The 26814-nt window shown below is 63.3% G+C and carries 27 protein-coding genes; 15 read left to right on the top strand and 12 right to left on the bottom strand.

The genetic code is table 11. The features are described 5' to 3' along the window. The first annotated feature begins 617 nt into the window (after positions 1-617). On the top strand, positions 618-1607 hold the full coding sequence (locus VVT58_RS11145) for a LacI family DNA-binding transcriptional regulator (protein WP_327755060.1): 990 nt from the start codon (positions 618-620) through the stop codon (positions 1605-1607). 156 nt (positions 1608-1763) lie between these two features. On the opposite strand, the gene VVT58_RS11140 is transcribed toward VVT58_RS11145, so the two are convergent. Both VVT58_RS11140 and VVT58_RS11135 read right to left on the bottom strand, forming a co-directional pair. After that, positions 1764-2621: an SMP-30/gluconolactonase/LRE family protein gene (locus VVT58_RS11140; protein WP_327755059.1), complete on the bottom strand. Its 858-nt coding sequence runs from the start codon at positions 2619-2621 to the stop codon at positions 1764-1766. Between the two features lie 10 nt (positions 2622-2631). Continuing rightward, positions 2632-3789 carry an aldose epimerase family protein gene (locus tag VVT58_RS11135; RefSeq protein ID WP_405053702.1) on the bottom strand — a complete coding sequence of 386 codons (1158 nt, stop codon included), beginning with the start codon at positions 3787-3789 and terminating at the stop codon, positions 2632-2634. 115 nt (positions 3790-3904) lie between these two features. Between VVT58_RS11135 and VVT58_RS11130 the strand changes: the two genes are divergently transcribed. Next, positions 3905-5209, top strand: coding sequence for a sugar MFS transporter (locus VVT58_RS11130; RefSeq protein WP_327755057.1), 1305 nt, complete (start codon positions 3905-3907; stop codon positions 5207-5209). Positions 5210-5364: 155 nt separating this feature from the next. On the opposite strand, the gene VVT58_RS11125 is transcribed toward VVT58_RS11130, so the two are convergent. Continuing rightward, a complete protein-coding gene (locus tag VVT58_RS11125; RefSeq protein ID WP_327755055.1) occupies positions 5365-6129 on the bottom strand; it encodes a FadR/GntR family transcriptional regulator in 765 nt (254 codons plus the stop codon). A gap of 248 nt (positions 6130-6377) precedes the next feature. On the opposite strand from VVT58_RS11125, the gene araD1 reads away from it, so the two are divergent. The 6 genes from araD1 to VVT58_RS11095 all read left to right on the top strand — a co-directional run bounded on the left by araD1 (position 6378) and on the right by VVT58_RS11095 (position 15654). Further along, a complete protein-coding gene (gene araD1 / locus VVT58_RS11120; RefSeq protein WP_327755054.1) occupies positions 6378-7370 on the top strand; it encodes an AraD1 family protein in 993 nt (330 codons plus the stop codon). A gap of 4 nt (positions 7371-7374) precedes the next feature. Continuing rightward, positions 7375-8301, top strand: a complete 927-nt coding sequence (locus tag VVT58_RS11115) for a Gfo/Idh/MocA family oxidoreductase (RefSeq protein WP_327755053.1) — start codon at positions 7375-7377, stop codon at positions 8299-8301. A gap of 17 nt (positions 8302-8318) precedes the next feature. Beyond that, a complete protein-coding gene (locus VVT58_RS11110; RefSeq protein WP_087576047.1) occupies positions 8319-9881 on the top strand; it encodes an alpha-N-arabinofuranosidase in 1563 nt (520 codons plus the stop codon). Between the two features lie 159 nt (positions 9882-10040). Continuing rightward, on the top strand, positions 10041-11054 hold the full coding sequence (locus VVT58_RS11105) for an arabinan endo-1,5-alpha-L-arabinosidase (protein WP_405053701.1): 1014 nt from the start codon (positions 10041-10043) through the stop codon (positions 11052-11054). A gap of 93 nt (positions 11055-11147) precedes the next feature. After that, positions 11148-12572: a glycoside hydrolase family 43 protein gene (locus VVT58_RS11100; RefSeq protein WP_327755052.1), complete on the top strand. Its 1425-nt coding sequence runs from the start codon at positions 11148-11150 to the stop codon at positions 12570-12572. 244 nt (positions 12573-12816) lie between these two features. Continuing rightward, positions 12817-15654, top strand: a complete 2838-nt coding sequence (locus VVT58_RS11095) for a TonB-dependent receptor (RefSeq protein ID WP_327755051.1) — start codon at positions 12817-12819, stop codon at positions 15652-15654. 251 nt (positions 15655-15905) lie between these two features. Here the strand turns inward: VVT58_RS11095 and VVT58_RS11090 are convergent, their stop codons facing one another. Together VVT58_RS11090 and VVT58_RS11085 are read right to left on the bottom strand one after the other, a co-directional pair. After that, entirely contained in the window at positions 15906-18089 is a 2184-nt protein-coding gene (locus tag VVT58_RS11090; RefSeq protein WP_327755050.1) for a TonB-dependent receptor domain-containing protein, read from the bottom strand. A 470-nt stretch (positions 18090-18559) separates the two neighbouring features. Further along, positions 18560-18913: a hypothetical protein gene (locus VVT58_RS11085; protein WP_327755049.1), complete on the bottom strand. Its 354-nt coding sequence runs from the start codon at positions 18911-18913 to the stop codon at positions 18560-18562. On the opposite strand from VVT58_RS11085, the gene VVT58_RS11080 reads away from it, so the two are divergent. After that, the gene (locus VVT58_RS11080) at positions 18903-19121 is read left to right on the top strand and encodes an SDR family oxidoreductase (RefSeq protein WP_327755048.1); all 219 of its coding nucleotides are present in this window, start codon (positions 18903-18905) and stop codon (positions 19119-19121) included. The two genes, VVT58_RS11085 and VVT58_RS11080, sit on opposite strands and share 11 nt — an antisense overlap. 127 nt (positions 19122-19248) lie before the next feature. Here VVT58_RS11080 and VVT58_RS24415 read toward each other — a convergent pair whose 3' ends face one another. The 3 genes from VVT58_RS24415 to groES form a co-directional block, all read right to left on the bottom strand. Further along, on the bottom strand, positions 19249-19455 hold the full coding sequence (locus tag VVT58_RS24415) for a hypothetical protein (RefSeq protein ID WP_405053700.1): 207 nt from the start codon (positions 19453-19455) through the stop codon (positions 19249-19251). 464 nt (positions 19456-19919) lie between these two features. Further along, positions 19920-21539 carry a chaperonin GroEL gene (gene groL, locus VVT58_RS11075; protein ID WP_327755047.1) on the bottom strand — a complete coding sequence of 540 codons (1620 nt, stop codon included), beginning with the start codon at positions 21537-21539 and terminating at the stop codon, positions 19920-19922. Between the two features lie 55 nt (positions 21540-21594). Next, positions 21595-21909: a co-chaperone GroES gene (gene groES / locus VVT58_RS11070; protein WP_072596869.1), complete on the bottom strand. Its 315-nt coding sequence runs from the start codon at positions 21907-21909 to the stop codon at positions 21595-21597. A 249-nt stretch (positions 21910-22158) separates the two neighbouring features. Here groES and VVT58_RS11065 point away from each other — a divergent pair, with 249 nt between their 5' ends. Genes VVT58_RS11065 through VVT58_RS11055 form a run of 3 tightly spaced genes read left to right on the top strand, consistent with a single transcriptional unit; the run spans position 22159 to position 23032 of the window. Then, complete coding sequence (locus VVT58_RS11065) at positions 22159-22395, top strand: hypothetical protein (protein ID WP_062061345.1); 237 nt, start codon at positions 22159-22161, stop codon at positions 22393-22395. Next, complete coding sequence (locus VVT58_RS11060; protein ID WP_062061348.1) at positions 22392-22661, top strand: usg protein; 270 nt, start codon at positions 22392-22394, stop codon at positions 22659-22661. Before VVT58_RS11065 ends, VVT58_RS11060 begins: the two co-directional genes overlap by 4 nt. Continuing rightward, positions 22658-23032, top strand: coding sequence for a hypothetical protein (locus tag VVT58_RS11055; protein ID WP_062061351.1), 375 nt, complete (start codon positions 22658-22660; stop codon positions 23030-23032). Before VVT58_RS11060 ends, VVT58_RS11055 begins: the two co-directional genes overlap by 4 nt. Before the next feature lie 43 nt (positions 23033-23075). On the opposite strand, the gene VVT58_RS11050 is transcribed toward VVT58_RS11055, so the two are convergent. The 4 genes from VVT58_RS11050 to VVT58_RS11035 all read right to left on the bottom strand — a co-directional run bounded on the left by VVT58_RS11050 (position 23076) and on the right by VVT58_RS11035 (position 25226). Continuing rightward, positions 23076-23627 (bottom strand): hypothetical protein, encoded by a 552-nt coding sequence (locus VVT58_RS11050; RefSeq protein WP_327755045.1) that lies wholly within the window; start codon positions 23625-23627, stop codon positions 23076-23078. Positions 23628-23674: 47 nt separating this feature from the next. Then, on the bottom strand, positions 23675-24052 hold the full coding sequence (locus VVT58_RS11045; protein ID WP_327755044.1) for an NADH dehydrogenase ubiquinone Fe-S protein 4: 378 nt from the start codon (positions 24050-24052) through the stop codon (positions 23675-23677). Between the two features lie 94 nt (positions 24053-24146). Beyond that, positions 24147-24668 (bottom strand): Hsp20/alpha crystallin family protein, encoded by a 522-nt coding sequence (locus VVT58_RS11040; RefSeq protein ID WP_062068276.1) that lies wholly within the window; start codon positions 24666-24668, stop codon positions 24147-24149. A gap of 84 nt (positions 24669-24752) precedes the next feature. Beyond that, positions 24753-25226 (bottom strand): Hsp20 family protein, encoded by a 474-nt coding sequence (locus VVT58_RS11035; protein ID WP_327755043.1) that lies wholly within the window; start codon positions 25224-25226, stop codon positions 24753-24755. Positions 25227-25670: 444 nt separating this feature from the next. Between VVT58_RS11035 and VVT58_RS11030 the strand changes: the two genes are divergently transcribed. Genes VVT58_RS11030 through VVT58_RS11020 form a run of 3 tightly spaced genes read left to right on the top strand, consistent with a single transcriptional unit; the run spans position 25671 to position 26792 of the window. Next, positions 25671-26309, top strand: a complete 639-nt coding sequence (locus VVT58_RS11030) for a Bax inhibitor-1/YccA family protein (protein ID WP_327755071.1) — start codon at positions 25671-25673, stop codon at positions 26307-26309. A 16-nt stretch (positions 26310-26325) separates the two neighbouring features. Beyond that, positions 26326-26475: a hypothetical protein gene (locus VVT58_RS11025; protein ID WP_327755042.1), complete on the top strand. Its 150-nt coding sequence runs from the start codon at positions 26326-26328 to the stop codon at positions 26473-26475. After that, the gene (locus VVT58_RS11020) at positions 26472-26792 is read left to right on the top strand and encodes a hypothetical protein (RefSeq protein WP_327755041.1); all 321 of its coding nucleotides are present in this window, start codon (positions 26472-26474) and stop codon (positions 26790-26792) included. The genes VVT58_RS11025 and VVT58_RS11020 overlap by 4 nt, the downstream gene beginning before the upstream one ends. The last annotated feature ends 22 nt before the right edge of the window (positions 26793-26814 follow it).

Below are 26814 nucleotides of genomic sequence, written 5' to 3'. Positions count from 1 at the left end.
GCTTGTCATCCGGGCCACAAAGCCCCGGTATCCGTTCGGGCCTGAAGGAAAAGAAAGGGGCGATCCAACTCTAACCCGGTCCCTGATCGACCGGCATCGATGCGCGATCCGTCCCCTTCCACCCGTTCCGGGGTGGCCACCCCGGAACGGGCATCTCATCCTGACCCAAACGGACAACAATGTCATAAGACAAGCATCGTGCGCAAAAGTGGGAACCGGCTTTGCGCAAAAAACAATGACTCGGAAAACGCGGCAAAACAAAGGTCTAGAGCAGCCGATCCGATGCAATCGGGTCGGATGCTGCTCTAGAAAAGCGCATCCCGGGCGATGGCCTGATGCGTGCAGTTCATCCGACCGCCGCCCGGGATGACAGCCGTTGCCTTGCTTGGAGAGTATGACAACGTTGTCTTATCCCTCTAGCTGCTTGCCGATGCCGGATCAAGGCGATTTTTCATGTCATCTCCTGCAAGCTTGGGCGGGGATGCTGCCTGTTTACGCCAGCGGCTCGAAATGGGGGACGGCGGCGCGACCATATCGCAGGCAAAGGTTGTTTCCTTGCCCCGCCTTCCATGGCAAGAGCTGCGAATGGCCGTCCTTCGCTTCACGCATCGCCGCTGATGTCCAGCATCCATGACGTCGCGGCGCTGGCGGGCGTATCGATCAAGACCGTGTCCAGGGTGGTCAACAAGGCGCCCAATGTCAGCGAGGAGCTGCGCGAACGGGTGACGGCGGCGATCCGCCAGCTCGGCTACCGGCCCAACCAGTCGGCGCGGCGGCTGGCGGGCGGCCGGTCGTTCATGATCGCCTTCCTCTACAACAACCCGGCCCCCTCCTATAATAGCGGCATCCAGTCGGGCGCGGCGAGCCGGTGCCGGGATCTGGGCTATCATCTGGTGGTCGAACCGATGCCGCTGGCGGGCGAAGAGCGGTTCGCCATTCTCGACCGGCTGGTCGCGGCGCTGCGGCCCGATGGCGTCTTCCTGGTGCCGCCGCTGTCCGACGACGCGCCCTTGCTCCAGCGCCTGTCCGAACTGAAGCTGCCCTGCGCCCGCATCGCCGGATCGGTGATGGCGGAAAGCTTCAACATTCCGACGCCCGAACGCGCGGCGGGGCGGATGATCGCGGATCATCTGATCGGCCTTGGCCATCGCCGCGTCGGCGTTATCACCCCGCCCGCCAGCCACAAGGCCGCCATGCAGCGTGTCGAGGGCTTTCGCGACGGTCTGGCCGGGGCGGACCTGCCGCTGGATGAAGCATTGTTCGTGGAAGGCGCGTTCGATTTCGAGTCAGGAATCAAGGCAGGCGAGCATCTGCTGACCCGAAGCGACCGCCCGACCGCTATCTTCGCCACCAATGACGATATGGCGCTCGGCGCGCTGACCGTCGCGCATCGGCTGAAATTGCGCGTGCCGGAGGATCTGTCGGTCGTCGGTTTCGACGACACGCCCGCCGGCCTCACCGCCTGGCCGCCGCTCACCACCGTCAGCCAGCCGCTGGAGGCGATGGGCGGCGCGGTGATCGATGCCTTGGTAGGCGGTCCGGCAGATGCGCCGCAGTTCGACTTTACTCTGGTGCGGCGGGATAGTTCTGGGCGGGCGCCGGTTTAGGGTGGAAGGCGGACGCTTCCTGTTTTGTCATTCCCGCGAAGGCGGGAATCCATCTCCCAGCGTTGCATCAAGCGGTTAGGTCGGGAGATGGATCCCCGCCTTCGCGGGGATGACGAACTTCGAAAATGTCCGGAAATGGCCAATTACAGCCTGCACCTACCCCACATATGGATAAGTCGGCAGACCCTGCACGCCGGGGAAGACCTCAAAAAACGCTCCATCATATTCGCTCTCGGGCAAGCCGGTCGCCGCCGAGCTGACGAACATCCGGTCCAGCCTCTCCCCGGCGAAGCAGATGTTCGTCACCTGCTTGGCGGGTAGGGCGATCGACCGATCCAGCTTCCCTTCGGGCGTGAAGCGGCTGATCCGTCCGCCGCCCCAATGCGCGATCCAGAGATGCCCTTGCGCATCCACGGTCATGCCGTCGGGATAGCCATCTTCTTCGGCAAAGCGGATGAAAGGCTGGCGATCGGTCAAGCCACCCTCGGCCGTCCGGGCGAAGCGGTACATCTGCCGCCTGGCCGTATCGCTATGGTAGAGCCACTGGCCGCAGGGCGAGAAAGCCGGTCCGTTGGGCACGCGATAGCCGCTGTCCATCACCGTCCAACTCCCATCGGGATCGAGCCGGTAAAGCGCCCCGACATCCTGCTCCTCCGCCATGTCCATGGTGCCGCACCAGATGGCGCCGCTGCTATCCGCCTTGCCGTCATTCATGCGGCTGCCGGGCAGATGCGGCTCTGGGTCGCCCAGGGGCGTGATCGCCAGCGGATCGAGCGCGATCCGGGCAAAGCCGCTCTGGAACCCGCCGATGAAGCCGCCGCCCGCTCGCTCGACCACCCAGCCGATCGGTTCGGGCATGGCCCAGCGCTGAACGACGCCATCATCAAGCGACAGCCGGTTGAGCGCTTTGCCAAGAATATCGGTCCAGTAGACCGCATTCTCCCGTGCGGACCACAGCGTCCCTTCGCCCAGCGTGTCGCGCGCCTCGCGCTCGATCTTGCGCCATTCAGCCATGGTCAGCCCCTCAGCGCTGGACCGACAGGCGATAGATCATCTGGTGATGATAGGGTTTGCCGGGGTCGACCCGCGCCGACAGGAATTGCGGCTGGTTGGGCGAGTTCGGGAATTTCTGTGGCTCCAGCGCGATGCCGTCGCCCATGCGGTAAAGGTGCCCGTGCTTGCCGACCAGCGTGCCGTCGAGGAAATTGCCTGCGTAGAATTGCACGCCGGGTTCCGTGGTCAGCACCTCCAGCACGCGGCCCGAAGCCGGGTCTTCCAGCCGCGCCGCCAATTCGGGCGTTTTGGTCGCGCCCTTGTCCAGCGCGAAATTATGGTCATAGCCGCGCCCGGCGACGATCTGCGCATCGCGGCCGTCGCGAATGCCGTCCGCCACGCGGCGGGGTGCGCGGAAATCGAATACGCTTCCTTCCACCGGCTGCAATTCGCCGGTCGGGATCAGGTTCGCGTCGACCGGGGTGAAGGCCTTGGCCGGGATGGTCAGCATATGGCCGAGCGCCCCATTCGCCGATCCTTCGCCCGCCAGATTGAAGATGGCGTGGTTGGTCATGTTGACGATGGTCGGCTTGCTGGTCTTCGCGTCGAAGGCGATGCCCAGATTGCCCGCCTCGTCCAGCGTATAGGTGACGGTGGCGTCGAGCTGCCCCGGATAGCCCGAATCGCCGTCCGGGCTGGTCAGCGACAGGACCAGCGTGGCGGTCGGCCCGCTTTTCAGCGACATGACCTTCCACGCCTGCTTGTCGAAACCCTTGCCGCCGCCGTGCAGCGAATTGGCCTTGTCGTTGAGCGGCAACTGATAGCTCTTGCCGTCCAGCGTGAACTTGCCGCCTGCTATGCGATTGGCATAGCGGCCCACGGTGACGCCGAAATAATTGGGATGGTCGACATAGCCGGCCAGATCGTCATAGCCCAGCAGCACGTCGGCCACTTTCCCGCTGCGGTCCGGCCCGGCCAGCTTCTGCAACGTCGCGCCATAGGTCAGGATGGTGGCCGACACGCCCTGCGCATTTTTGAGCGTGATCGCCTCGATCGCGGTGCCGTCGGCCAGCTTGCCCGCGGGTGCGCGGCCCGCTTCCGCCGCAAGAGCCGCAGTGCTTGTCATCATGAGGAGGCTGCCGTATGACAACGTTGCCAAGACTGATCTGTTCATAAGGGCCTTTCGCATGCTGTTCCTCCCCGACGCCATTGACGCGCCGCGGACGGGGATATACTCCTACATAATAATCGGACGCAACCCTGTTCCGGCGGCGCTCCGTTTCGACACTTCCGGAGAAGGATGAATGGCAGGACCCGTTTCCTCTGCAGCCGCGCCCGCCGCGGCCTATAATCCCGGCACGCGCTACGGCCCTGCCTTGACGCTGCTCGCCAGCCTCTTCTTCATGTGGGGCTTCATCACCGTCATCAACAATACGCTGCTGCCGCATCTGCGCAGCGTGTTCGAACTCAGCTACACTCAGACGACGCTGATCGAATCGGTGTGGTTCATCGCTTATTTCTTCGCCTCCATCCCGTCGGCCAAGCTGATCGAGCGGATCGGTTACAAGAGGTCAATGGTGACGGGCCTGCTGATCATGGCGGCGGGCGCGCTGGGCATGATGCTGGCCGCGTCCATCCCCTCCTATGGCGTGACTTTGGTCATGCTGTTCGTCATCGCCAGCGGCATCACCTTGCTTCAGGTCGCGGCGAACCCCTATGTCGCGGTGGTCGGCAAGCCCGAAACCGCCTCCTCGCGGCTCAATCTGGTGCAGGCGATGAACTCGGCGGGCACCATGCTGGCTCCGATGTTCGGCGCCTATCTGATCCTCGGCCGGTCGAAGGGCGGCACCGCGCAGGGCGAAATCGTGCTGACCCAGGCCGAACGCCTGGCCGACGCCCAGTCCGTGGTCCTGCCCTATGCGCTGGTGGCCGTCGTGCTGGTCGTGCTGGCCGTGGTGATCGCGCGTTTCCCGCTGCCCGACATGGGCACCTCCACCTCGCGGCTTGCCAAGGAGGAACGCAAGCGTCTCTCGCTCTGGTCGCATCGCAATCTGGTGTTCGGCATTCCCGCGATCTTCATCTATCTGATCGCGGAAATCGGCGTCGCCAATCTGTTCGTGAACTTCGTCAGCCAGCCCAGCATCGCCAACCTCACCCATGAGCAGGCGGGCCGTTACCTGACCTTCCTCTGGGGCGGGATGATGGTCGGCCGCTTTGCCGGCAGCGCGATCATGCAGCGCTTCGACGCGGGCAAGGTGCTGGCGGCTTTCTCGATCGGCGCGTTCATCGTGATGATAACCACCGTCTTTGCCCATGGGCCGGTCGCCATGTGGTCGCTGATTTTGGTGGGCCTGTTCCACTCGATCATGTTCCCGACGATCTTCACCCTTGGCATCAAGGGGCTGGGGCCGCTGACGGAAGAAGGATCGGGCCTGTTGATCATGGCGATCGCCGGGGGGGCGCTGGTGGTGGTGCAGGGCTGGCTGGCTGACCATTTCGGGTTGCAGACCAGCTTTCTGCTGACGGCGGTGTGCGAGCTTTACATCCTGTTCTACGCGCTGTGGGGGTCGAAGCCGACCCACGCGCTGCCGGATCAGCATCTGGATTGAGTTGGGCATAAGCCAATAAAAAGGCCGGAGCGGACACTCGCTCCGGCCTTTTTTCATTCAAACATCCGTTCGTTTCGAGCGAAGTCGAGAAACGGATAGCGCACCCTTCTCGTTTCTCGACTTCGCTCGAAACGAACGGATGGAGGATTGGCCGCTTAGCGCGTCATCGCGCTCGCCGTATCCTCCAGCGCCAGGTCGACCAGCACGCCCATCGCCTCCGCCGCCGCCGCCGCGTCACCCGCCGCGATGGCGTCGAACACCCGCACATGATCCGGGATAGGATTACGCGGCAGGGCGCGGGAGCGTTGCTTGAACTGGGTCGTCCAGTTGACCGCGGCGCCGATGCTGGCCGACAGCGTTTGCAGCGCATCATTGCCGGTCGCGTTCAATATCGCATTGTGGAAATCGCGATCCGCCGCCCGCCCGGCCTCGGTCGCCAGCGTATGGCGGCGCATCGCGGCCAGCGCGTCCTTCATCAGCCTGATGTCATCCTTTGTCCGCCGCGTCGCCGCCAGCCGCGCCGCCGCCGGTTCGACGATCGCCCGCAGCTCGAACAGGTCGCGCACGAACTGCACATCCGGTTCCCCGGCAAAGGCCCAGGCCAGCACTTCAGGATCGAGCAGGTTCCAGCGATTGCGCGGCAGCACTCGCGTCCCCGCCTTGGGCCGGCTTTCCACCAGCCCCTTGGCGGTCAGCACCTGAATCGCCTCGCGATAGGCGCTGCGCGACACTTCCAGTTCCTCGGCAAAGGCGACTTCGCCCGAGAGCACGTCGCCCGGCGCATATTGGCCGGACAAGATCGCCGTCCCCAACTTGTGCGCAATGGCGCCATGCAGCCGCCTGCCCGGACCCCGAGCCTCCTTGGCTGTACCCGCTTCGCCCCCGCCAGCCCCCTTCAAGAGCCGCTTTTCCTCAGCCATTCTTACTCCTCCGACCACCTTCTTAGCAGTCGATCGGGCAAGGCGAAACACAATCATTGCCTTCCCCGACTTCCTGTAATATGTCGGAGTAATAAGGAGATTCACAGGACGGATAAAGCCCCGTCTTTCGAACCGCCGGGCAGGCGGGATGGCGCGTGACAATCTTGCGCGCATGAAATGACTGACAATTCGACCTTTTGATGAAATTTAGCCAGCGCCGGCAGAGGCGCGCGGGAGGAGATTTTTTCATGACTTTGCGCCTGTTGCAGTACCGTGCCGACAGCGGTACCCGTTCCGTCATCGCTGCCCAAGGCGATGCGGCGCATTTTCTTGTCGGTGTTGAAACCATCCGCGCCCTGGCGCTGGACGCCATCGCCAAGGGCGTTTCGCTGACCGAAATCGTCGCCGCCACCGCCAAGGGCGACGCCGTCGACATCGCCGCGAAATATGAGGCTGGCCGCCTGCTCGCGCCGATCGACCATGAGGACGCCGCGCATGTGCAACTGACCGGGACCGGCCTGACGCACCTCGGTTCCGCCGAAGGCCGCGACAAGATGCACCGCGAGGCCGCCTCCGCCGAGACCAAGACCGATTCGATGCGCATGTTCCTGGAAGGTCTGGAAGGCGGCAAGCCCACCCCCGGCGCCGTCGGTCAGCAACCCGAATGGTTCTACAAGGGCGACGGTTCGCAGCTTGTCGGCCCGACCGATCCGCTGACCATGCCCGCCTTCGCCCAGGATGGCGGCGAGGAGCCGGAAATCGCGGGCATCTACATCATCGGTCCTGATGGCCAGCCCTATCGCCTCGGCCTCGCGCTCGCCAATGAGTTCAGCGACCATGTGACCGAGCGGCACAATTATCTCTGGCTTGCCCACTCCAAATTGCGTCAGGCGTCGCTTGGCCCGGAACTGCTGGTCGGCCCCGCGCCGGAGCATATCGAGGGCAGCAGCCGCATCCTGCGCAATGGCGAAACGATCTGGGAAAAGCCCTTCCTCTCGGGCGAGGGCAATATGTCGCACAGCCTGGCGAACCTCGAACATCATCATTTCAAATATGATCTGTTCCGCCGCCCCGGTGACGTGCATGTCCATTTCTTCGGCACGGCTACCCTGTCCTTCACCGACGGCGTGGCGACACAGGAAGGCGATGTGTTCGAAATCCTCGCCGCGCCCTTCACCCTGCCGGTGCGCAATCCGCTCAAGCGCGCCGCGCCGGTCGAAGTGACGGTCCAAGTCCTCTAAGGTCATGGACCCGATCCGCATCGCTATCGTCGGCATCGGCAAGATCGCGCGGGACCAGCATGTCCCCGCGATCCGGGGCAACAGTGCCTTCAGCCTCGCCGCGACCGTCAGCCCGCAGGATGCGGGGTTGGAGGGCGTGCCGCATCTCGCCAGCCTCGATGCGCTGCTTAGCGAGGGACCGGCGGTCGACGCCATCGCGCTCTGCACCCCGCCGCAGGTTCGGTACGAGCTGGCGTCGCAGGCCTTGGCGCGGGGCATCCACCTGTTCCTCGAAAAGCCGCCCGGCGCCACGCTGGCCGAAGTGGCCGCGCTCGAAGCACAGGCGGACAAGGTCGGCGTCAGCCTGTTCGCGGCGTGGCATTCGCGCTTTGCTGCGGGCGTGGCTCCGGCTCGCGCCTGGCTGGCCGAACGGAAGATCGAAAAAGTGTCCATCGTCTGGCGCGAAGATGTGCGCGTCTGGCATCCGGGACAGGCGTGGATCTGGGAACCGGGTGGCCTCGGCGTGTTCGATCCGGGGATCAATGCGCTCTCCATCGTCACCCATATCCTGCCGCGTCCCTTCTTTCTGAGGCAGGCGACGCTGGTGCTGCCCGAAAATCGCGCCGCGCCGATCGCCGCCGATATCGTCTTTCGCGACACGGCGGGCGCGGACATCCACATGGACCTCGACTGGCGCCAGACCGGCCCACAAAGCTGGGACATCATCGTCGAAACCGATGCAGGCATGCTGAAGCTGAGCCAAGGCGGCGCCGTGCTGTCGCTGCCCAGCGGCACCGAGCATGGCGAGGATATCGAATATGCGGGCCTCTACAGCCGCTTCGCCACGCTGATTCGGGGCGGACGGAGCGATGTGGACACAGCCCCGCTGCGGCTGGTTGCCGATGCCTTCCTGCGCGGTCGGCGCGAAACGACCAACGCCTTTTACGACTAATCTCAAGGGAGAGAGGAATGTTGAAAGCCCTGCGCCGCACGACTGCCGCGCTTCTGCTCTGCGCCACCGCGCTCACCGGCGCACAGGCCCAGACCGATGGCAAGCCGACGATGGCGACGATCCATGCCGACAAGCCCGGCCCAACCTATGACAAGGCGATCTTCACCCAGTTTGCCGAGCATCTGGGCAACGGCATTTATGGCGGCCTGTGGGTCGGCAATGACAGGTCGATCCCCAACACCAACGGCTTCCGCAACGATGTGGTCGCGGCGCTGCGCAATCTGTCCGTGCCGATCATCCGCTGGCCGGGCGGCTGTTTTGCCGACGAATATCATTGGCGCGAGGGCATCGGTCCCAAGAAGGACCGCCCGACCAAGGTCAACACTCATTGGGGCGGCGTGACCGAGCCGAACTCGGTCGGCACCCATGAGTTTTTCGAACTGCTCCGTCAGGTCGGCGCGCAGGCCTATATTGCGGGCAATGTCGGCAATGGCACGCCGCAGGAAATGGCCGAGTGGGTCGAATATATGACCGCGCCCGCAGGCAGCCTAGCCGACCTGCGCGCCAAAAACGGGCATAAGGAGCCGTGGGCCGTCCCCTATTTCGGCGTCGGCAATGAGCTGTGGGGCTGCGGCGGCAATATGCGGCCGGAGTTCGCGGCGGACGAAACCCGCCGCTATGCGACCTTCGTGAAAGCCCCCGCAGGCACCAGGATCATGAAGATCGCGGCAGGCGCCAATGTCGATGATTATAATTGGACCGAGACGATGATGCGGGTGGCGGGCGACCGGCTCGATGGGCTGTCGCTCCATTATTATGTCCACCCGGCGGGCGGCTGGCCTCCGCGTGCGCCTGCGGTGGACTTCGACGAGACGGGCTGGGCGGATGCGCTGGCGGGCGCGCTCAAGATGGACGAGCTGATCACCAGGCACAGCGCGATCATGGACAAATATGATCCGCAAAAGCGCGTCTTCCTGGCGGTCGATGAATGGGGCGCCTGGTATGCGCAGGACCCCGGCACGCATCCGGGTTTCCTGCGGCAGCAGAACACGCTGCGCGACGCGCTGATCGCCTCGATCCACCTCGATATCTTCGCCAAACATGCCGACCGCGTGCGCATGACCGCCATCGCGCAGATGGTGAATGTGTTGCAGGCGATGATCCTGACCGAAGGCAAGAAGATGGTGCTCACCCCCACCTATCATGTCTTCGAAATGTACAAGCCCTGGCAGGACGCCACGGTGCTGCCGATCGACATCGACACGCCCTGGTATCACAAGGACAAGTATGTGATGCCCGCTGTCAGCGGATCGGTGGTGAGGGCCAAGGACGGCAAGGTCCATGTCGGCCTGTCGAACCTCGACCCCAACCAGACCAACATGGTGACGGTGAAGCTGGATGGCCTGAACGCGGCGAGCGTGTCGGGCCGCATCCTGACGGCCCCGGCGATCAATGCGCACAACAGTTTCGACGATCCGCAAGTGGTGAAGCCCGCCGCCTTCACCGGCGCGCAGGTGAACGGCGGCACGCTGACCGTCGCCTTGCCGCCCAAATCGGTGGTGGTGCTGGAACTGCAATAAAGCCTTTGGAGCGGGCGGAGGGTGGAATGGCCGCCCGCTCCATCCTTTTTAGGGGTTCCGTGTTCCTGCGAAGGCAGGAACCCAGTTGAAACGGCGGAACTGGGCTCCTGCCTTCGCAGGAGCACATGACGCCCAGAACCGCTGTCGAAAAGAGTCCGCATGGCGCTGTCAAATATGTTGAAAATGGCGAGCCTCGCCCTCCTCGCCTGCGCGAGCATCGCCGGGGCTGAGACGCTAAACAGCCGTCTGACCGGCGACCTCACGCCGACCCACGATCCCGTCATCATCCGCGAGGGCGACAGCTATCACGTCTTCAGCACCGGCCACGGCCAGCGCCTGATCGAGACCCGCACCTCGCCGGACTTGATCCACTGGACAGCGGGCGATCCGGTCTTCACCGCGCTTCCCGCATGGGCGACCAGGGCGATCCCCGGCAGCGACGGCATGTGGGCGCCCGACATCAGTTTCGTGAACGGCCGCTACCGGCTCTATTATTCGGTCTCGACCTTCGGTTCGAACCGCTCCGCCATCGGCCTTGCGACCAGCCCGACACTCAATCCCGAGGCGCCGAACTATGGCTGGCGCGACGAGGGGCTGGTGGTGATGTCGACCAAAGCGGACGACTATAACGCCATCGACCCCAATTTCGTCATCGACCGCGAAGGCCGCCACTGGCTGACGCTGGGCAGTTTCTGGACCGGCATCAAGCTGTTCGAGCTGGACAGGAAAACGGGGAAACCGTTGCATCCCGGCGAGAAACCTATTTCCATCGCCCGCCGACCCGCACCCGCAGGCGGCCCGGCTCCGGTCGAGGCGCCGTTCATCGTCGATCACGGGGGCTATTATTGGCTGATGGCGTCCTACGACTATTGCTGCAAGGGCGTGAACAGCAGCTATTATACCGTGATCGGCCGGTCGAAGGCGATCACCGGCCCCTATCTGGGTAAGGATGGCAGCCCGATGATGCAGGGCGGCGGCACCATCTTCCTGCGCGCCGACCTTCAGGAACAGCAGCGCTGGCGCGGCCCCGGCCATGCGGGTTGGCTGCATGACCGGGATGGCAAGGAGTATGTCGTCTACCACGCCTATGACAAGCAGGCGAACGGCGCGCCCACGCTCAGGATCGCGCCGGTTCGCTGGGGCGCGGATGGCTGGCCTGTTGCAGATTATTGAGAACTCGCCCTCACCCTTTCCCTCTCCCAGCGGGAGAGGGAGGGAGGCGCGAAGCGCCGGAAGGGTGAGGGCGCCCCAAGAGGAGAGCTTTGAATGAACCCCATGAACCGCCGCCTATTCCTCGCCGGAACAGCCGCGTTGTCCGCAACACCACTCATTGCGCGCGCCGCCCAGCCAGCGCAACCCGCCCCGGTCCCGGTCAACCCGCTGGTGAAGCAGCGCGCCGACGCGCAGGTCTTCCGCCATGAAGACGGCTATTATTACCTCACCGGCTCCGTCCCCGAATATGACCGGCTGGTCCTGCGCCGATCGAAGACCCTGGCGGGCCTGACCACCGCCGAGGAAGCCATCCTCTGGCGTCACGAGAAGACCGGCCCGCTGTCGGGCTTCATCTGGGCGCCCGAACTGCACCAGATCGACGGGAGGTGGATCATGTACTTCGCCGCCGGTCCCAGCGGCGGCGGAGAGGATGTGTTCCGCATCCGCACCTATGCCGTGGTCTGCGATGGCCCCGACCCGATGACCGGCAAATGGACCGTCCTTGGCCAGTTCCAGGCGCCCTGGGACAGCTTCAACCTCGATTCCACCAGCTTCGTCCATCGCGGCCAGCGCTATTTCGCCTGGGCGCAGCGCGAGCCGGGGATCGAGACCAACTCCAACCTCTACATCGCTCCGCTGGCATCGCCGCTGAAACTGGCAAGCAAAGCCACCCGCCTGACCATCCCGACGCTCGACTGGGAAATAGGCGGTTACAAGGTGGCCGAAGCCCCCGCCGTTTTGCACCGCAACGGCCGCCTGTTCATGGCCTATTCGGCCAGCGCCACCGATGCGCGCTATTGCCTGGGCCTGCTGACCGCGCCCGAGGATGCCGACATCATGGACCCCAATGTCTGGGTGAAGTCGCCGCAGCCGGTGTTCACCACCTGCAAGGAAACCAGCGTCTACGGCCCCGGCCACAACAGCTTCACCGTGGATGAAAAGGGCCGCGACATATTGGTCTATCATGGCCGCGACTATGAGGCGATCAAGGGAGATCCGCTGTTCAACCCCGACCGCCACACCCGCATCCAGCGCCTCTATTACAAGGCTGACGGCACGCCCGATTTCGGCGTCCCCGTCGGCAATGGCCCACTGCCCGAGCGCTTCGCCTCCGCCGTCGATCCAAAGGCGCTGCTCGCCCATGAGGGCACCCGCCTGATCGCGAGCAATCCGTCTTTGCCCGCCACCCAGTTCCGCCAGACCGCAGGCCGTGCGGGGCCGCAGAGCGTGATGTTGTCCCCCATATTGCTGCCCGACCATTATCTGGTCGCGGCCAGGGACGGTTCCGTCGCCCTTACCAGGGACGACCGCAGCGCCGACTTCGCGATGCGCAGCCAGTTCGTCCTATTCCCTGACGACAGATCGGGCACGGTCCGCTTCGTATCGATCACCGTCACCGGCAAGGCGCTCGGCTTGGCGAATGGGCAGGTCCGCCTCGTCGGCAGCCGCGACGCTGCTGCGCGTTGGATTACCGACTGACCCACTTCTAAGTCTGACAAATAAAAGGAATAAATCTGTCTCCCTTCTCGGGGGACGGCTTCTTCATGCTGGCGCCATCCCGCATGAACCTCCATTTTTCGGGCTGAGACAAATTTGCCACAAGCGGATATTTTTTCTTAAGCAGCGGCACAGATTCCCTCTTGCCTTCTATTACTCCGAGAAATAATTAGTCTGAGTAATTCCAGTGCCCAACGCACCCAAATCTCCAAGGGGAGGATCAACCATGGCCATGAAGCCAGTCGCTTTCACGTCTGCATCCCTGCTCGCCCTTATGCTGGCGGGCGCCGCCCACGCCCAGACTCAAGCCGCGCCTGAAGCCGTCCCGCAGCAGGACGAAACCAATGACATCGTCGTCACCGGCGTCCGCGCCTCGATCGTCGGCGCGCTCAACGTCCGCAAGGAATCGACCCAGATCGTCGATTCGATCGTCGCGGAAGATGTCGGCAAACTGCCGGACAATAATGTGGTCGAGGCGCTCCAGCGCGTCACCGGCATCCAGGTCACGAACCGCACCGGCGGCGAGGCGGCGGCGATCTCGATCCGTGGCCTGCCCGACGCGCTGACCACCCTCAACGGCCGCAACATCTTCACCGCCGCCGGTCAGTCCTTCCAGTTGCAGGACGTGTCGGCCAACCTCGTCAAGCGCGTCGACGTGTTCAAGACCCGCTCCGCCGACCAGATCGAAACCGGCCTTGCGGGGCAGGTCGATGTCGAAACCCGCCGCCCGTTCGACTTTAACGGCTTCGCCATTTCCGGCCTTGCCCGCGGCATCTACAATGAGCAGGCCGACAGCTATAATCCGAACGTCGCGCTGCTGGTCAGCGACCGCTGGGAAACCGGCATTGGCGACATCGGCATTTTGGTGAACGGCAGCTACAGCCGCACCAAATATCGCGACCAGACGGTGACGGCGGGCGCCTTCGTCCCGTTTGCCACCATGACCCCGCCCACCGGAACCGGCCTGACGGCTTTCCAGCGCATCTTCCCGGTCGGCCGCGACCCGATCACCGGAGAGTTCGGCCGGGCACCGGCACTGGGCGCATGGGATCCCGGCCTCAACAGCGGCCTTTCAACGGCGGCCGGCGCCACGATGGACGTCAACGGCGTCGAAACGCCCTATTATCTGTCGCGCGACGCGGCCTTCAGCTCCGACCTCTACGGCAAGCGCGAGCGCCCCTCCTTCAACGTCGCGCTGCAATGGGCGCCCAACAGCAGCTCGGTCTACACCGCCGAAGTCTTCTATGCGGGCTTCCGGGGCGAAACGTTCAACAGCCTGCAATTCAGCTTCGTCGATTATTGGGCGAACCCGCAAGCGCCGACGCTCTATGACGGCACCAACATCGTCAAGGCGCGCACCGCCAACAGCGTCTACGGCTTCAACAGCGGCGACTTCACCAAGACCAGCACCGACAGCTTCGTCTATGCGCTGAACGGCAAATGGGATCTGGGCGATCGCGGCAAGATCATCGGTGACATCGCCTATCAGACCAGCAAGGTGAAGACCTCCTTCCTTGCCATGCGGACGGATCGCGTCGCCAACTCGATCGACGTGGATTTCAACGCAGGCGGCGGCATCCCTTCCTATCATTTCGACGATGACAGCCTGCTGGCCGATCCCGGCGTCTGGAACGTCGCCCAGCTTTACGACAATGCCAATCGCGACAAGGGCAGCGCCATCACCGGCACGCTCGACGGCTATTATAGCTGGGACGAAGGCTTTCTGCGTCAGATCAAGGCAGGCATCCGCATCGACCAGCGCAAGGCGTCGACCGCCGTGCGTTCCCAGGATGCCGGTGGCCCGCTGGTCCGGACCACGCTGGCCGGGCTGGGCGAAGGCGCCGCCTTCACCAATTCCGACTTCTATCAGGGCCGCGCCGATGTGCCGTCGAGCTGGACCCTGGCCAATGGCTATTGGCTATATGACAATGCCGACACCGTCCGCGGCCTCTATGGCCTGAAGACCTCCGACCAGCTCGCGCTGCAAAAGACGTTCGACATCGATGAAAGCACCATCGCCATGTATCTGCAGGCCGATGGCGAGGTGTCGATCTTCGGCCGTCCGCTGAAATTGCAGGCGGGCGTGCGCTATGTGACGGTCGACACCGACTATAATTTCTTCGACCGTTACAATGGCGGCGCACAGACCCGCGTGTCGTCGGGGTCGGACCGCTTCCTGCCCAGCTTCACCGCGCGCTACGAGATTTTCGACAATCTGCGCCTGCGCTTCAACTATGGCGAAACGCTGCGCCGCCCGAATTTCAGCGACATCAACCCCAATTACAACCTGACCGGCGACCTCACCAATGTCGGCTATGGCAGCGGCACGGCGGGCACGGCGACGCTCAAACCCACCCATTCGAAGAATTTCGACGTGGCGCTGGAATGGTATTTCGAACGCAACAGCGCCATCACGCTGACCGGCTTCCGCCGCGAGATTCAGGGTCTGGTCGTGCCGCTGACGGTTCAGGAATATATCCCGAACAACGGCATCGTCGCCGGCGCGACGAACAATTTCGCCATCACCCGTCCGGTCAACGCATCGAACGGCGTGCTCAAGGGGCTGGAACTGGGCCTGACCTATTTCCCCAGCTACCTGCCGGGACCGCTCAATGGCCTGGGCTTCGTGGGCAGCGTCACCGTGCTGGATTCCAAGCAGAATATTCCGGAAACCAACTCGGCTGGCGTCGTTACCGGCGAATCCACCTCGTCCTTCTTCGGCGTGTCGGACCTCAGCTACAACGCGACGCTCGCCTATGATAACGGCCCGATCGGCGCGCGCCTGTCTTATATCTGGCGCAAGGAGTTTCTGGCGAACAACGAAGCCCGCCTGTTCGCCAACCCGATCGGCGTGTGGCGCAACCCAGAAAAGAGTCTGGACCTTCAGCTCACCTGGAACGTCAACGACCGTCTGGGCGTGACCTTCGACGCGGTGAACCTGACCAAGTCGAAGCAGCAGACCTATTACAAGTTCGAGGATGTGGGCGGGCCCGATCGGTTCAACCTCGGCACCACCCTGCTGGCGCGCACCTTCGCGCTGGGCGTCCGCTACACGTTCAAGTGAGAGCGGCCGGTAAATGAGTGCCCGATGGGATGCGGTGTCTCCTCACCGCATCCCATTTCCATGGCGGCCGATCCGGGAGACTCTCCATCCCCGGACCGGCCGCCATTTTGTTTGCTATGACGGGGGGCGCGCTCCGCTCCGGTTCGAGTCTGGAGCGGTGAACGATCACCTTGAATCGTTCACCGCTCCATTCCTTCTTGTTTTCCCGCGTTCCGCGACTTGCCGGCTGTCGCAGACGGCTTCGGAATGCTCTAGAACTTGGCCTCGAACTGAATGCCTATGTTCCTCGGCCGCGGACGGAAGGCCAGAGTCGGCACCGCAGGAGCAGACATGGTCCCGTCCCAGTTCGTCAGGTTCTGGACATAGATCGAGAAAGTCTTGTTCGTGTGGGTCGCAAGCTCGAAGCTGGCGTTGACGATCATCGGCTTGCCGCTTCGGTAGACGCCTACCCCCACGCCCTGGCCGTTGTCCTGCGAGATCCTGAGCGCCACGTCGGAACGGTAGGTCGCCGAAAGATTGAGGCGCCCGTCCAGACTGTCGCTGATCGGGAAGGTGTAGTTGGCAAAGGCGTTGCCGGTCCATTCGGGCGAGTTGGCCGTCCTGTCGCCCTTGCGGTACAGAACCAGAGTTCCCGCCTCTATGTTCTTGTCCAGGGTCAGCCCGCTGTAGCTCAGGCCGCCGCCGATCTGGAAACCGGTCGCGGGATGCAGGGTCAGGCTCAAATCGGCGCCAAAGCCGCTGGCCGAGGGGCCGTTGACCGTGGCCGGGGTATAGGCTCCGTTGTAGAGAATCTGCCCGAGCTGCTGCACATTGACCCATTTGATGTAGAACAGCGCCGTCTCGAAGGTGGCCAGGCCGCCCAACAGGCTGCCCTTTGTACCGACTTCATAATTGTGGACGGTGTCGGCCTTGGCGGGCGGCAGGCCGGGCGCCGCCACCAGGGCCAGCGGTCCCTGGTTCAAGCCGCTGCGGAACCCCTGTGAATAGGAAGCATAAGCGGTGAAGGACGGGCTGGGCAGCCAGGTCGCGACGACCCGCGGGGTGACGGACTTGAACTTCGCCTCGACGGTGGACGGCGGGATGAAACCGCCCGGGAGAACCTCTGTGGTCGAGGTGTCGTGGAAATAGCGCAGGCCGCCGGTCAGTTCGAACCTGTCATCGGCGAAGGTGCGGGTGAGCTGCCCGAACACGGCGTAGGATTTGGAGGAGTCACGCGAATAGAGCGGTGCCGGCAGCAGTCCTTCCGCGATGAAATTAACGCCGCCACGCGCGTTGCGGTAGAATGCGCCCGCCGACCAGCGCCATGAACCCGAACCGACGGAATTGAAGAGCAGTTCCTCGGTGAACACCTTGGTCGGGGACCATGCGATCAACTGGACGGGGACCGCGCCCCCCGTGACATAGCTGAAATCGCTTTTGATGGTCTGGTCGAAATCGAGATAGCTTGTCGCGCTCGACACCGACATGAAGGGCAGGTCGTAGGTGATCTTCGCGCTATACGCCTTGAATTCCGTCACCCCCGGCTGCGCGACGGTTGTCGACTGGTTTCCCGCGTCATCCGCATAATCGCCGCCATCATAGCTGTCATGCTCATACCAGGCGCTCAGATCGATCTTGAGATTGTCGGTCGGAACCGCAGCAAGTTTGAAGCGCAGGCTCTTGTTGAGGGCGCCATTGGCGTTTTTCTTGCCCCGGACCGGCTGCTCGACCCAACCGCCCAGGCTTTCGATATCGGCAACGGCACGGATAGCCAGCTTGTCCTCGATCAGCGGAATATTGACCGCCGCGTCTGCCCGGAAGCCCGGATCGCCGCCCTTGGTGACCGACGCGCCGCCGCGCGCCTTGAATTCGAATTTCGTCGGATCGGCATCGTTGGTGAGGATGCGGACGACACCGTTGAGCGCACTCGCACCATAGAGCGTGCCTTGCGGGCCGCGCAGCACTTCGATCCGCGCCATGTCGTAGCTGTTGGTGTTCGGCACGACGGCCGCACGCACCAGGGCAAAGGGAATGGCATCGATATAATAGCCGACCGTGGACGATCCCGCCCCCGAAGGAGCGCCAGGCGACACGCCGCGAATGGATACCTGGGTCAGATTGCCCGCATCGTTGCCGGTTTGCGAGATACCCGGAACCTGAAGCAGCGCCTCCAGCGTGCCACCCGTGGCCTGCTTGTCGAGCGCCTTTCCGCCGAGCACAGCGACGGAGATCGGCACCTTCAGCAGGCGTTCCTCGCGCTTCTGCGCGGTGACGACGATATCGTCGACGCTGTTGACAAGCTGGTCGGTCGCTTGCTGCGCCTGCACTGGCTGAACAACGAGTGATGCGGCAAGCGACGCCGATGCTACGGAGGCCAGGCGAACTAGTCGGCTAAGCGATACGTGCTGGCGATTCATCTTGGACTCTATCGACGCTTCGGTCACTTCTACCCCCATCTTTATTTCTTTGACAGCGTTCGTGCATCTTGGGCTGACTGCTTCCGGCATCTCAGCGGCATCGAACGGCTCGTCGGAAAATCCGCGAAGGTCGTTGTGACGGTGACGTATTTTGTCCCTTTTGGCGTTCACCGACCCGACCAGCGCCCTGCATTCACTTTCCGGCTGAAGCCCTCATAGCCTCCACGAATTACGGTCTGCACCGTCGCTCGGAGGAGATGTCCCCGGTTTACCGCCAGGCACATCTCCTCGTTGCCCAGTCATTGCCCCCAATGCATTCAATCAGAATACACTAGTCTTGTTGACATCCAATGACGTTACGGACAGGCATTCGTTGCTTCTCAAGCAACGGTTCGCCCATGGTTGTGGAGAAGGCCGCGCGCGATCCACGCAGCCCGTAATGCCGGGGCAACCTGCTCCATCAAGCGATCGGCCGACGGCATTCCTCGATCATCGACCTTAAGCGCATGTCAACCAGGGCAAATACAGGCTGGCCCCCGAACAGCGGCGCGGAAGAGCATGAACGGATGGTTTTGACCAAAGTCGAACCGGCCGGCGCCTGGCCTTGGCCACGCCTGCGCCAAGGCGCTCGCGGGCGAGGGCGTCAACGTCGTCATCAATGCGCGCACCGCCGCAACGCTGGAGGAGGCGGCCGCCGAAATCGGCGCGCACGCGCCCGATGTCGCGGTGACGACGGTGGTCGGCAGCGTGCCGAACCCGCGGTTCGATCGGCGCTCGTCGCCGCGGCAGGCAAGGTCGATATCCTCGTCAACCTTCGTGTTCGGGCTGGTGCCGCAATATTCGGGCAAGGGCGTGACGATCAACAATCTGCTCCCTGGCCCGTTCGATACGGGACGGCTCCGCAATTCGAAGGAAATTACAAGGCATCTGACCGGCAATGCCGTCGCGGGCCGCGTCGGCGATCCCGACGAGATGGGCGCCATGTGCGCCTTCCTGTGCAGCCGTCACGTCGGCTATTTGACCGGCCAGAATATCCTGATGGACGGCGGGCTTTACCCCGGCAGCTTTTAGAGCGGTTTTCCGCCAATCGACCGGCCCGACAAGGTTGCCGATCCCGCTGACCTCGAGGCTGTTTTCCAGATTGAGGCGGATAGCGAACGCAGTGCAAGTCGGCTGAAGGATTTTCGCTCCGTAAGCCTCACCATGAACGCGGGCACCTTCGCATAAGCCATGGCAGCGAAGTGCCCCTCCTTCTTGGGTTGTCGTGGAAGCCCCTTGGTGATCGCGCGCATAAGCGCTTCCGTCTCACGATAACCCAAGGCGTAGCCCAATCGAGAACGCTACCGATCCCCTGCCGGACCCGGCGCGCTGTCTCGGGCTTGGCAAGCCAGATATCTGACAGCATGTTTCGGATCATGGGACCGGTGATCTCATGATGCTGAAAGCCGCAAAAAAGCTGGGCTTAGTGATTCGAAACGGATGAAAAAGGACAGGGTGGTGGCGGAGCGGGAGGGATTCGAACTGGTCGGCTAAGCGGCTGATTTATCCCGCTTCTGACCAATCCGAATTTCCGCGATACCTCGGAATATACCTCGTCGACTTTTTCCTCTGAAAACCGGTACTTGGCAGCTCAGTTCGACTGCGTGCACCGTAATCGAACCCACGATACAACGCAAGTTTGCGACCATGTGGGAATGACTGCATCTGGGAGAGAGCCGCCGTCCCATAGCAATAAGTCGACCGACAGCTGTTGCCAGGAGCCGACATCCAGCAGTTGCCTGACCGGCATCGAAGAATAATAGAAAGGGACTTGTCGCTCTTAAGCTCTTAAGCTCCGGGGAGCCCGAGTATCGGGCTCCCCGTCTCACGTCAGTAGTCCATCGCCGGCATCGGCGCGGCCTTTTCCTCTTTCGGCACTTCGGCGACGAGGGCCTCGGTAGTGATGAGGAGCGAGGCGACAGAGGCCGCGTCCTGCAGCGCGGTACGCACGACCTTGGCCGGGTCGATCACACCGGCCTGGACGAGATCCTGGTACTCGCCGGACGCTGCGTTGAAGCCCCAGTTGTAGTCGTCGCTCTCGAGCAGCTTGCCGACGATCCAGGCGCCGTCCTCGCCGGCGTTCTCGGCGATCTGTCGGGCGGGGGCGCGTAGCGCCCGGCGGACGATGTCGATGCCCGACTGCTGGTCGTCATTGGCGGCCTTGAGGCCATCCAGCGCCTTGAGCGCGCGCAGCAACGACACGCCGCCGCCGGGCAGGATGCCCTCTTCGACCGCGGCGCGGGTGGCATGCAGCGCATCGTCGACCCGGTCTTTCTTCTCCTTGACCTCGACTTCGGTCGCACCGCCGACGCGGATCACCGCGACACCGCCGGCAAGCTTGGCGAGCCGTTCCTGCAGCTTCTCGCGATCATAATCGCTGGTGGTCGTCTCGATCTGCTGGCGGATCTGCGCGACGCGGCCGTCGATATCGGCCTTGGTACCGACGCCGTCGATGATCGTGGTGTTGTCCTTGTCGATCGTGACTTTCTTGGCGCGGCCGAGCATGCCGATCGTCACGTTCTCGAGCTTGGTGCCGAGCTCCTCACTGACGACATTGCCACCGGTGAGGACGGCGATATCCTCGAGCATCGCCTTGCGGCGATCGCCGAAGCCCGGCGCCTTGACCGCCGCGATCTTGAGGCCGCCGCGCAGCTTGTTGACGACCAAGGTCGCCAGGGCCTCGCCCTCCACATCCTCGGCGATGATCAGCAGCGGGCGGCCCGATTGGACGACCTTCTCGAGCAGCGGCACGAGGGCCTGCAGGTTCGACAGCTTCTTCTCGTGGATCAGGATGTACGGATCATCCAGTTCCACCTTGAGCTTCTCGGCATTGGTGATGAAGTACGGCGAGAGGTAGCCGCGGTCGAACTGCATACCCTCGACGGTCTCGAGCTCGGTCGCGAGGCTCTTGGCCTCCTCGACCGTGATCACGCCCTCATTGCCGACCTTCTCCATTGCCTCGGCAAGGATTCGGCCCACTTCCTCGTCGCCATTGGCCGAGATTGTCGCGACCTGCGCGATCTCGCTATTGGCGCTCACCTTCCTGGCATGGGCTTCGAGGTCGGCGACGACGGTGGTCACCGCCAGATCGATGCCGCGCTTGATGTCCATCGGGTTCATGCCCGCAGCGACGGCCTTCGAGCCTTCGCGCACGATCGCCTGGGCGAGCACGGTCGCTGTGGTGGTGCCGTCGCCGGCCTTGTCGTTCTGCTTGCTTGCGACCTCGCGCAGCATCTGCGCGCCCATATTCTCGAACTTGTCGGCAAGTTCGATTTCCTTGGCGACGGTGACGCCGTCCTTGGTGATGCGGGGGGCGCCGAAGCTCTTCTCGATGACGACGTTGCGGCCCTTGGGGCCAAGCGTCACCTTGACCGCGTTCGCGAGCGTATCGACGCCGCGCAGCATGCGGTCACGCGCGTCCGATGCAAATTTGACTTCCTTTGCAGCCATCGCTGCTACTCCTTTCTATGTCCTTCCTGAATGTTCGAGGGATGAGGGCGGTCGATCAGGCCGCCTGCTTGAGCGGCACGACGTTGTCGATCACGCCAAGGATATCGCTCTCCTTCATGATGAGCAGATCCTCGCCATCGATCTTGACCTCGGTGCCCGACCATTTGCCGAACAGGATCCGATCACCGGCCTTCACCGACAGTTCGACGAGCGTGCCGTTGTCGTCGCGGGCGCCCGGCCCGACGGCGACAACCTCGCCTTCCTGCGGTTTTTCCTTGGCGGTGTCAGGGATGATGATGCCGCCCGAGGTCTTCTCCTCGGCGTCGATGCGACGGACGACCACACGGTCGTGCAAGGGGCGGAAATGCATGGCAAAACCTCCAGATGCAAAACATGATGTGACAACCCTGCCGTTCATCCGAACGACAGGTTTCGCTGAGCTAGGAAAACCGATTTTTCCGTTCAAGAGGGGGAATGAAATTTTTTGGCACTCTTGGCGTTGGAGTGCCAATCCGGTCCAACTTGCCTCTTGACGAGACTCGGAACGGAACCAAAATTCTCCGGTGCGGGTCTGTCCCGCATCAACGAAAGGAGCGACACAAGGAAAGGAGTTTTGGCCATGTCGCAGCCCTACGCACGTTTTCTTCACCCCTTTGATGTTGCGCGGCATCCGGATTTGGAACCCGAAGTGAAGCGTGCCATCCTCGCATCCTGGGCATCGGATCGATCTGCCGTGCGAGACAAGCCGGCGCTTCGCAAACCCCCGGGCGCAAAACGCGCCGTACCGATCGATGAAGTGCTCGCCGCCATGCGCTCGCTCGACGAAGGCAGGGATTCGGGTAGTCGGCTTCAATGAGGGATCGCGCTTTCCTCGCTCAGCTGCAGGGATATGGGCTAACCACCGCCGAAGTGCACTACTACCGGCCGGACGCCCCTTCACTACTGCAGCTGTACGTTTGGCAGGAGTATGATCTTGCGCCCGATTTCCCGGTGCTGTTCGACTTCCTCGATCATTGGCGGCGCGAGATCGAGGCGGCGCTCCACTCGGTGCAAATCGCGCACGACCAGCTTGTTCGTCCGACCGAGTGGCGCGCCGTCGATGGCGTGATCAGGATGCAATGACGAGGGGGCCGCTGCGAAAGTGGCGCGAACGCGGCGGCCGCCGCGTCCGCATTGCCTTGCCATTCGACGACATCATGGAGTTCGCGCTCGCGCTCCTGTCGGTGCCGCCCGAGGAACTTGAGGCGCTGGGCTGGAGCTTTGCCGATCGCAAGCGGCTGCTCGATCATTTTCTGCGCTCAGGCAAGGCCGCGCAGCGGATCGCGCCCGATCGTCTCGGAGCCATGCCGATCGAGCTCCGCCTGCCGCAGCGCGACGTCGACCGGCTGCAGCACTTCGCGCGCCGCGAGCTTCCCAAGGCGGCGAGCAGCGCCGGCGTGATCGACCGGGTCCTCGCCGCGCTGGATCGGGCATCCCATCGGCAGCGCGGGTGAATCGTGAAAGGCCCGGGAGAAATTGCTTCTCCCGGGCCATCGCTCAAATGGTCTTCGCTGGTGATGCCAGCTTGCCATGATCGGCAACGGCTTGAACCGGCCCGCGTGACGGTGCGCCGCAGTCACCGGAACTACTCGAAACGACCTTTGGCTGCTGGTCCGCGCCGAGCGACGTTACCTGGATGCTGCGGCTGCAAGTACCGTTTCCGGTGCTGGTAGAGACGAAGCGATAGCTCACGGTTCCTGCCGGCAGGGTGCCGAAGGCGGCCCGGTCCGGCGTTGCGCCTCTGGCCGCCGCCGCTTCGAGCATCCGCGCCTGGCGGAACATCGCATCCATCTGCCGATCCATGTCGGCGGCGATCCGGTCGAACAGCGCGAACGGCGCGGTTATCGCCGGATCGGCAAATCGCACCGGCGCGAACCTCATCGCCGGCTCAACGGTGACCTTGGGCGCCACATCGCCCTGGTACTCGATCCGGGCAAGCGAGCCGTCGGGCAAGTCGATAGTCATGACCCGGTTGTGGTTTGCGGCCGCGATAGCCGTCCCCGCGGTGGCGATTGCCGCCGCGCCGGCCAAGACGGCTGTACGAAGCAATTTTCGCATCATTCGTCCTTTCGTTGCTGGTTTGGTGGGTGAGAGATCTAACCGGCCACGCTGAACCTTGGATGACAATCACGCTCTGCCGCAGCGATCGGATAGGCACCGCAGCAACGCGCATGCGGACCTGTCGGCGAGCAGCACAGCACTGGAGCGGGCGCCGCTGGCAGATAAGCGTGAAGCGGGCGCTGGCGACGCGCCTCTCCATGGACTGAGAAACGCAATCCTTGCCGCTGGCAATAGTTCGCCGCCGCCTCCAAGTTGGGAAAGCGCAGCTCGATCGTCTCGAGCGGATCGCCGCCGCCGGTCCATCCGGTTAGTGGATCCGCCACTGGCCGCCAGCGAGGCGCGAAGCGAACCTTCCACTGTTCGCGTCGGCCTCGTCCGCCTTGATTAGTGACCGGCAGCACCGGCTCTATCATGGCACAGGCCTCGCGTGGCAGCGCGCTGGACGGGTCAGGCCCGGTGTGATTGTCGTTGGCGAATGGCCCGGAACCGAGGTTCCGGGCCAGACCGTCACGCCGCCTTGCCATTGACCGGGATGCGGCGGACATTTTCGTTCGCCGCCTCCGTCTTGGGCAGGGTGACCGTCAACACGCCGTTCCTGAACGTCGCGTTCGCCTGGTCACGGTCGACCCCCTTGGGCAGTCCGATACGCCGTTCAAAGCGGCCGTAGCTGCGCTCGCTATAGCCACGATCCTTGTCTTCGACCTCGGACCGCTTCTCGCCGCGAAGCGTTAGCGCACCGTCTTCGACGGTAATCTCCACGTCCTTCTCGTCGAGACCCGGCAGTTCCGCCGTGACGCGGATCTCCTTGTCGGTCTCGCCGAGCTCCACATGGGGCCAACCGGCAGCGCGGTCGAGGCCGGCGAAGGCGGGCACGCCGAAGCCGCGGAAGACGTCGTCGAACAGTCGGTTCACCTCGCGATGGAGCGAGAGCAGCGGGTGGGTATCATTGTCGCGGCCGCGCTCGGCACTGACCGGGACAGGGAGCCGGTTTTCCTGCCGGCTCCAGGGAATGAGATCACGAAAAGCCATGATGGTCATCTCCTTTTCTGGCTGGAAGGGTAAAGGCCTGCCGGCCCGCAGAGTGCGGCGCCGGCAAACCAGTTAAACTAAGGATCAAGCCGCTTCGCGGACCTTGTCCTTGGGCGCCTCGATCTGATCCTGGGCAGCATTGCTGCCGCCGATCTCGATCCGGCGCGGCTTCATCGCCTCGGGGACGACACGCTTGAGCGCGATGCTCAGCAGGCCGTTCTCAAAGCTGGCATTGCCGGCTTCCACGAAGTCAGCGAGCTGGAAGCGCCGCTCGAAGGCGCGCGCGGCGATACCGCGATGCAGATAGGCGCCCTTGCCGTTATCCTCGGCGCGTTTGCCGGTGACGGTGAGCTGGTTCTGCTGCGCCACCACCTCGATGTCTTCGGGTCGGAAGCCGGCGACTGCCAGCGTGATGCGATAGCTGTCCTCGCCATCCTTCAGGATGTCGAAGGGCGGATAGCCATCGTCTTCACGCGCGCCTGCTTCGAGCAGGTTGAACAGGCGATCGAAGCCTACGGTCGAGCGCCGATAGGGCGCGAAATCAAAGTTAGTTCTCATTTCCAAATCCTCCTATGAAGCGATCTGGGCATGAGAGGCGCCGGTAGCGGAGAGCCGACGCTCTCTATGTCCAACCGGACCCGAACGGCGTCCGGCGATAAAAAATCTAGGAAGGGTTTGAAGGCTTTCAAGAGATTTTTTTCACCGCGCATTTGAGCAGCAAAGCGAATTCTCGGCTCTTGAAATCATCACGGAAAACACAAGATTTTGCCTGCGGACCGGGCCCCTCTGGCGGCGGCTGCAAAGCCTCCGTGATGTCGGACCGCATCGAGTGCGCTCGGTGCAGGATCGCGCAGCTTCAAGGCGAAGCTGGCCGAGTGCCTCCTTGACCTGAAATCAATGGAATGAGGCATGAACAAACATTTTGACCCAGTTACGTATCCGCCGCCTTCGTCGGCGCGCGCAGCGAGCGCGGCCGTTTATGACGAGGGTCTTCGCCAGCACATGCTCGGCGTCTACCGCAACATGGCGCTGGGCCTCGGTATCACGGCGCTCGTTGCGCTACTGATTGCGAGCACACCGACGCTCTATCAGCCGATCTTCGGTACGCCGCTGAAGTGGGTCGCGATCTTCGCACCTTTGGCGTTCATACTGTTCTTCTCGTTCCGGGCGGAAAAGATGACGACGGTACAGGCGCGCACGGCCTTCTATGCCTTTGCGGTCGTGATGGGCGTGTCGATGGCGAGCATCTTTCTCGTCTTCACCGGCACCAGCATCGCACTGGCCTTCTTCAGCGCGGCGGCGGTGTTCGCAGGCATGAGCCTGTGGGGCTATACGACCAATGTCGACCTGTCGCGCTGGACCACCTTCCTGATGGTCGGATTGATCGGCGTGGTGATCGCCACCCTGGTGAACCTGTTCGTCGGTTCCTCGAGGCTCCAGCTCGTCTTCTCAATCGTCGGCGTGCTTGTGTTCACAGGCCTGACCGCATGGGACACGCAGCGGCTGAAGAGCGAGTATCTGGCCTATGCTGGAAGCGAACGAGCCGAAAAGCTGGCGGTGATGGGCGCGCTGTCGCTCTATCTCAACCTCATCAACCTCTTCCAGCTGCTGCTGAGCCTGTTCGGCCAGCGCGAGGAATGACGAAGGAGGCCAGGCCATGACGAGCAAATCCGCCACGGCTCCCCATGCCGGTGCGGGCAGCAACGCCCGCACCGGCATTCCGTTGCTCAGCCGCAACTGGGTATGGTTTGTGGTCCGTGGCGTCCTTGCCCTGATCCTGGGTACAGTCGCCTTCCTGTTCCCGTGAGCGCGCTGTTCGCCTTCACCATGGTGTTCGCCGTCTATGCCGGCGCCGACGGCCTGCTGTCTACGATCGCTGGCCTGCGCGGCGTCATCGGCATCGCGGTCGCGGCCTTGTTCGTACTTACGCATGACGGACTTCGCCCTACGGACAAGGATAGCGCTGAAACTGGCCGCGGACCGGCGGCCGACGCCCGGCCGAACGATAATGGCCCCGATCCGCGGACTGGCGGCGGGCAACCCCAGGAAGATGTCGAGGATCGGCCTGGCGTCAGCACTGTGACGCCTGAGGACTATCCGGAGGATCAGCGCGCGAAAGGCTGAAGCGCGGCGCGCCCGGCGTGGA

Source organism: Sphingobium sp. SJ10-10 (genome assembly GCF_036038995.2).
Lineage (GTDB): Bacteria > Pseudomonadota > Alphaproteobacteria > Sphingomonadales > Sphingomonadaceae > Sphingobium.
Note: the sequence above shows the minus strand (reverse complement) of the source record. Positions and strands in the feature narration are given on the sequence as shown.